The organism is Rhodococcus sp. O3 (assembly GCF_048897285.1).
Classification (GTDB): Bacteria; Actinomycetota; Actinomycetes; order Mycobacteriales; family Mycobacteriaceae; genus Rhodococcus.
This window is the reverse complement of record NZ_JBMBTE010000216.1, coordinates 1-4,774: the sequence shown is the minus strand read 5'-3', so window position 1 is coordinate 4,774 and position 4,774 is coordinate 1. Positions and strand designations below refer to the sequence as shown.

The following is a 4,774-nucleotide window of genomic DNA, read 5'->3' as shown; positions in this document are numbered from 1 at the left end:
ACTCGCCTCCGCGGATCAGCGGCTGGCCCTGATCGCAGCCTCGGGTGGTTGCACCCGGCCGGGGTGCGATACGCCGGCCACTCTCACCGCGGTGCATCACATCACCGAATGGCGAGACGGCGGACCCACCGACATCGGCAACGAGGACCTGGCGTGCGACGCCTGCCACGCGCTGGTGCACGACGGTCCCGGTGGCTGGGAAACCCGCGTCGCACCGGCAGGTTCGGAGCATCCGGGTCGCACCGAATGGATCCCGCCGCCGCACATCGACCCCGAGCAGCGGCCGCGGGTCAACCACCGCCATCATCTCGGTGATCTGCTGTCGGCGGCGTTGGCGCACTACCGTGCCCGCCGCGAAACCGACCTGCGCGAACACCGACAGCGGTGGATGCGGGAGCCAGCCGGAGATACAGGTGACGGTGACGGTCCGTAACCTAACCGGAGCGTCAGTAGCCCGCCGCGGGATCGACGAGTGCGATCAACTGCTCCCCCGCGATGAACCGGGCGACGTTCTCACGGACCGTCGGCGCCAGCGTCGCGTTCAGCCCGGTGCGGGTGTTCGCGATGTGTGGGGTGATCACGAGGTTGTCGAACGTCCACAGTGGATGGTCGTCGGGCAGTGGTTCGGGGTCGGTGACGTCGAGGACGGCACCGGCGATCTTCCCGCCGCGCAGCGCATCGACGAGCGCGTCGGAGTCGACGAGGTTGCCGCGCGCGACATTGACGAGCCAGGCGGTGTCGGGCATCGCGTCGAGCGCCTCGGCGTTCACGAGCCGGTCGGTGGCCGCGGTCGCCGGTGCCGCGATCACGAAGTGATCGGCCATCGTCCACACCTCGGCGGTGCGGCTCGCCGGCAACGTCACCGATGCTCCCTCCACGGGGCGACCGGAATAGTTCACGGCGACCACGTCGACGCCGAGCGCACGCAGTCGCGGGATCATCGCGCGACCGATACCGCCGCATCCGACGATCGCGACGGTCGAACCGTGGAGCATCCGCACCTGCGGGTCCAGCACCGACTTCTGCCACCGTTGTGCCGGCCGGGCGGCGGCCGCAATCGAACCGTGGAACTGCCGCAGTCCGACGAGCAGCGCCCCGACGGCATATTCGGCGACGTTGTCGGCGTACACCCCGGACGCGTTGGTCCATATCCGGTCGGGGTCGATGATCCCGGCCCGGAAGAACGGCTCGATACCGGCGAACGCGAGCTGCACCCAGCGCACACCGGCGGGGAGCTCGGGGAAGCCGTCGACGTCGCCGTGCCACACCAGCGCATCGGCCTCGTGCAGCGGGACGAGTGTGCCGCCGCCCTCGACGATGGCGGCGGCGAGGTGCTCGTCGTGGTCCGGTCCGAGATGAACGCGCATACGCGCACCCTATCGACCGCCGGGAATACCTGCGCGGGCCGATGCGTTGACCCCGTTCGGATCGGCACGTCACGTATCCCCCGGGCTCAAAACAATTTGCCCTCGTGGAATACCGTTCGGCTGGAGCCGCGTTGCGCCTTTCGCCGAGAGGCGATCGGGCGTGCCGGTCCCCTACTTCACGGTCGTTTCGACCGCGTTCCACCGCCACGACGGCGATTCCGTGCGGCCTACTACAGTCTCGGGGGCACGACGCCCGGCCGGGGTGTCGGCACCTCGACCGAATGGAGCGCGCATGAACCGCTGGGCCACGACTGTGGTCGCCCGGCGATGGTGGGTCCTCGGACTCGCCGTCCTGATCGTGGCGGTGGCCGGAGCGTGGGGCACCGGCGTGTTCGGGAATCTGTCGTCGGCCGGGTTCTACGACCCGAACAGCGAGTCCTACAAGGTCGCGGAGATCGTCGAGGAGAACTTCGGTCCGCAGACCGCCGACATCATCGCGATGTACACGGCCCCCGAGGGCCGGACCGTCGAGGACATCGAAGCGGACGTCTCTGCGGTGCTGGACCGGTTCGCCGCGGAGGTGCCGACGCACGCGATCAACACCTACTGGTCGACGGCGCCCCCGGCGAACCAGCTGCTGCTGTCGAAGGACGGGCGCAGCGTCGCCGCGTCGATCACCCTGTCCCCCGACTCGGGTGTCACCGTCGCCACGTTCGATTCGCTGCTGCCGAAACTCGAGGTTCCCGGCGTCGAGTCGCAGTTCGCGGGGAACTCGGTCGTCGCTGTGGCCTTCACGTCGACGCTCGAGCACGACCTGCTGCGCGCCGAAGCGATCGCGATCCCGATCACCCTCGTCCTGCTGGTGATCATCTTCGGCGGCCTCACCGCCGCCGCCGTTCCGGTGTTCGTCGGTGTCCTCGCCGTGCTCAGCGCGCTCGCGACGCTGCGCCTGCTCACGATGGTCACCGATGTGAGCTCGTTCGCCCTGAACGTCACCTCTCTGATCGGTCTCGGCCTGGCCATCGACTACGGACTGTTCATCGTCAGCCGATTCCGCGAGGAACTCGAGGGCGGCGCCGACACGGCGGCAGCCACCCGCCGCACCGTTCTCACCGCGGGCCGCACGGTCATGTTCTCCGGGCTGCTGCTGATCTGCGCGTTCGCCGGGATGCTCGTGTTCCCGCAGGCGGTGCTGCGGTCCCTCGGTCTCGGTGCGATCGCAGCGGTCCTGAGTGCGGCTGTGCTCGCGCTGACCGCGATCCCCGCGCTGCTCGCCATCCTCGGTCCGCGCATCAACTCGCTGACGTGGAGCAAGAATGCCGCTCACCGCGGTGAGGCGCGGGCCCGGCGATTCTGGGGTTCGGTGGTCGTCGGGGTGATGCGGAGACCCGCGGTCATCGCCGTCGTGATCGTCGCGGGTCTGCTCGTGCTCGCGTTCCCCGTGCTGCGCGCCTCGTTCGGGGAGGTCGAGTACACGGCTCTTCCGGAGAACGCCCCGGCGCGCGTGGCGACCCAGGCGTTGCTCGACGACTTCCCGTCCACCGGTAACGGCGCCACGCTCCTGGTGCGCGGGACCGACGGTGCCCCGCCGTCCACAGCGGCGGTCGGTGAGGTGTCCCGCGCGGCGGCACGGGTCGACGGCATCGCCCAAGCGTTGACGGTCGCGTCGAGCGGTGACGTGACGGTGGTGCAGGCCCTGTATGCGCAGGGTGTCGACGGCACCGCCCGGGCCGGAGAGATCGTCCACGAGTTGCGGGCGGTCGATGCGCCGGCCGGCACCGAACTACTCGTCGGTGGTGGTCGCGCGATGGTCGACGACGGCAACGCCGCCATCTCCCGGTGGCTGCCGGTGATGCTCGCGATCATGGTGGTCTCGACACTGGTGCTGCTGTTCCTGGCGTTCGGGTCGGTGGTGCTGCCGCTGAAGGCCGTCGCGATGGCAGCGTTGAGCCTGGCCGCCACGTTCGGTGTGCTGACCTGGGTGTTCCAGCTCGGGCACGGTGCGGAACTGCTCGGGGTGACCGCGAGTCCGCTCGAACCGTCGTTCGTGGTGTTGATCCTGGCGGTCGTGTTCGGCCTGTCCACCGACTACGAGGTGTTCCTCATGTCCCGGATGGTCGAGGCCCGCGCCGCCGGGGCGACCACCGAGGAGGCGGTGAAGTTCGGGACCGAACGCACCGGCCGCGTGGTGACGGCGGCGGCACTGCTGCTGATCGTGGTCACCGGCGCGTTCACCATCTCCGGGCTGTCGATCATGCGGTTCCTCGGTGTCGGCATGATCCTCGCGCTGATCATCGACGCGACGGTGGTGCGGATGCTGCTGGTGCCGTCACTGGTGAAGCTGATGGGCGAGGCCAACTGGTGGGCACCGGCGTGGATGAAGCGGGTGCACGAGAAGGTCGGCATCGGGCACTGACCGAAGGTCGGCATCTGGCGCTGACCGAAGGTCGGCATCTGTCACCGACCCGGTGATCAGCGGCCGGCCAGGATCCGGTAGCCGCGCTCGTGCAGGCGACGGTGTTCCGCCCATCTCCGCGCGGTCCAGGCAGGTTCGGTGTGGGCGGCAGTGATCGCCGCGGCGGTCGAGGCGTGCAGGTCGAATTCGAGGTCGCGGCGCAGTTCGGCAAGCTCGCGGGCGCCGTCGGCAGCGACGATCCGGTCGATCGTTCCGGCGACCTGGTCGTCCGCGTCGGCGAGGATCCGGCGGTGCGCCCGCGGCAGCACACCCCACATCACGACGATTGCGACGACCACACCGATGACGGTCTCGACGAGACGTTCCCGTGAGACCACGACCAGATCCGCCGGTGTGCCGAGTGCTCCGAGGATCAACGCGAGCGGGGTGATGAACACCATCGCGAGCCCGTAGTTGCGCACCAGATATGCCTCGATGCCGGCCATCATCGCGGCGCAGACCAGGACGAGCGCGGCCCCGCGCACGTCGAGCAGCGACAGTCCTGCGAGCAGCGCCAGCCCGAGCGCGGTACCGACGAATCGGTGCGCCGCGCGGTAGCTGCCGAGGATCCGGTCCGGCCCCTGGTGCAGGATCATCGCCGCTGTGATGACCGCCCAGTCCGGCCGTCCCAGTCCCGCCGCGACCGCGATTCCCCCGGCTACGGGTCCTGCGACGAGCAGCCGCAGCACCACCGTCACGGATCGGCCGCCCGGATGCGCTGCACGCGCGAGCCGGTAGCGGACCGACGGCCGGCGCAACGGAACCTGCGGACGGAGGTCGTCCTCGGGGTCGGCTTCGTGGTGATCGACGCCGTGCAGCACGGTCGCACACCGTGCGTGCGCGCTCTGCAGCGCCCGGACCAGCGGATCCTCCGATCCGACGAGCCCGGCGTCGTGCAGGCACTGCCACGCCGCGTGCAGGTCGTGCACTGCAGCGCGACGGTGGGCCGCCG

At 69.8% G+C, this 4,774-nt stretch carries 4 protein-coding genes; 2 read left to right on the top strand and 2 right to left on the bottom strand.

The window, feature by feature from the left end; genetic code table 11:
• Nucleotides 1-433 (top strand): HNH endonuclease signature motif containing protein (locus ACN675_RS27700; protein ID WP_420753868.1); only part of this gene is annotated, 433 nt, incomplete at its 5' end.
• A 13-nt stretch (nucleotides 434-446) separates the two neighbouring features.
• On the opposite strand, the gene ACN675_RS27695 is transcribed toward ACN675_RS27700, so the two are convergent.
• On the bottom strand, nucleotides 447-1,367 hold the full coding sequence (locus ACN675_RS27695; protein ID WP_420753867.1) for a D-isomer specific 2-hydroxyacid dehydrogenase family protein: 921 nt from the start codon (nucleotides 1,365-1,367) through the stop codon (nucleotides 447-449).
• Between the two features lie 292 nt (nucleotides 1,368-1,659).
• On the opposite strand from ACN675_RS27695, the gene ACN675_RS27690 reads away from it, so the two are divergent.
• Nucleotides 1,660-3,783, top strand: a complete 2,124-nt coding sequence (locus ACN675_RS27690) for an MMPL family transporter (RefSeq protein WP_420753866.1) — start codon at nucleotides 1,660-1,662, stop codon at nucleotides 3,781-3,783.
• Nucleotides 3,784-3,839: 56 nt separating this feature from the next.
• Here ACN675_RS27690 and ACN675_RS27685 read toward each other — a convergent pair.
• Nucleotides 3,840-4,774, bottom strand: a 935-nt coding sequence (locus ACN675_RS27685; RefSeq protein ID WP_420753865.1) for an FUSC family protein, incomplete at its 5' end; no start/stop codon positions are given.